Raw genomic sequence first — 1,411 nt, forward strand, 5'->3', positions numbered from 1 at the left:
CTTTTTGATCGTCCCCAGCCGGGGACCCTCGGTCGCCCGGCCCGGTATGACTTCCTGCCCCTGTCGTTCGGATGATCCGGGGGGTGTTGTCGCCGGGTCGGGTGGCGTCGGCGGACCGCTGATAGGGACACGGCCACCCGTGTTCGGGGTAGGTCTCTTCGTAACGTGGCTGCCGGCAGTCCGACGCCCTGACTGCGGCCGAGGCCACGGAACGATGCGTGGAGGCGGGTCTGGTGCACGACGGATATGGCGTCTTCCTGGGCTTGGACGTCGGCAAAGAGGGTCATCACGCGGTCGGGTTGGCCCCGGACGGCAAGCGGCTGCACGACGCGCCGCTGCCGAACACCGAGTCCCGACTGCGGCAACTGTTCGACAAACTCGCCCGTCACGGCCGAGTCCTGGTCGTGGTTGACCAGCCCGCCTCGATCGGCGCCTTGCCGGTCGCGGTGGCTCGGGCGTGCGGGCATCAGGTGGCCTACCTGCCCGGCCTGGCGATGCGGCGGATCGCTGACCTGCATCCCGGCTCGGCGAAGACCGACGCGCGTGATGCCTATGTCATCGCTGACGCGGCCCGCACTCTGCCGCACACGCTGCGGCGGGTCGACACCGGCGACGAGGCTTTGGCCGAGCTGGAAGTCCTCGTCGGTTTCGACGACGACCTCGCTGGCGAAGCCACCCGGGTGGCCAACCGCATCCGGGGACTGCTGACGCAGATCCATCCCGCCTTGGAACGAGTCCTCGGCCCGAAAGTGCAGCACAAAGCTGTGCTGGAGCTGCTGTCACGCTGCGGCGGCCCGGTCGGTCTGCGCAAGGCCGGCCGCCGCAAACTGCTCTCGATCGCCGCCGTCCACGCGCCCCGCATGGGCGAACGGCTCGTCGAGCAGGTCATGGCCGCTCTCGACGAGCAGACCGTCACCGTCCCCGGCACGACAGCGGCGGAAACGATCCTGCCCCGCCTCGCCGACAGCCTCCGCGACGTCCTGCGACAACGCGACCACGTCGCCGGCGAGGTCGAGAGGATGCTTGATGCGCACCCTCTTGCCCCGGTCCTGACCTCGATGCCCGGCATCGGCGTCAGGACCGCCGCCCGGATCCTCCTCGAAGTCGGAGACGGCACCGCGTTCGCCACCCCCGGCCACCTCGCCGCCTACGCCGGCCTCGCCCCCGTCACCCGACGATCCGGAAGCAGCATCCGCGGCGAACACCCACCCCGAGGCGGCAACAAGAACCTCAAACGTGCGTTCTTCCTCGCCGCGTTCGCAGCCCTCGCCGACCCCGTCAGCCGGGCCTACTACGACCGCAAACGCGCCGAAGGCAAACGCCACAACGCCGCCCTCATCTGCCTCGCCCGCCGCCGCTGCGACGTCCTATACGCCATGCTCCGCGACAAGATCCCCTACCAACCACGACC

1 protein-coding gene is annotated in these 1,411 nt (G+C 69.8%); it reads left to right on the forward strand.

Annotated features, from left to right (window positions below):
- Positions 1 to 233: 233 nt before the first annotated feature.
- Positions 234 to 1,411: IS110 family transposase (locus tag ACLQ28_RS34385; RefSeq protein WP_425690426.1), on the forward strand; the 1,178-nt coding region annotated here is incomplete at its 3' end.

It is taken from the genome of Micromonospora sp. DT201 (assembly GCF_049841575.1).
Classification (GTDB): Bacteria; Actinomycetota; Actinomycetes; order Mycobacteriales; family Micromonosporaceae; genus Micromonospora.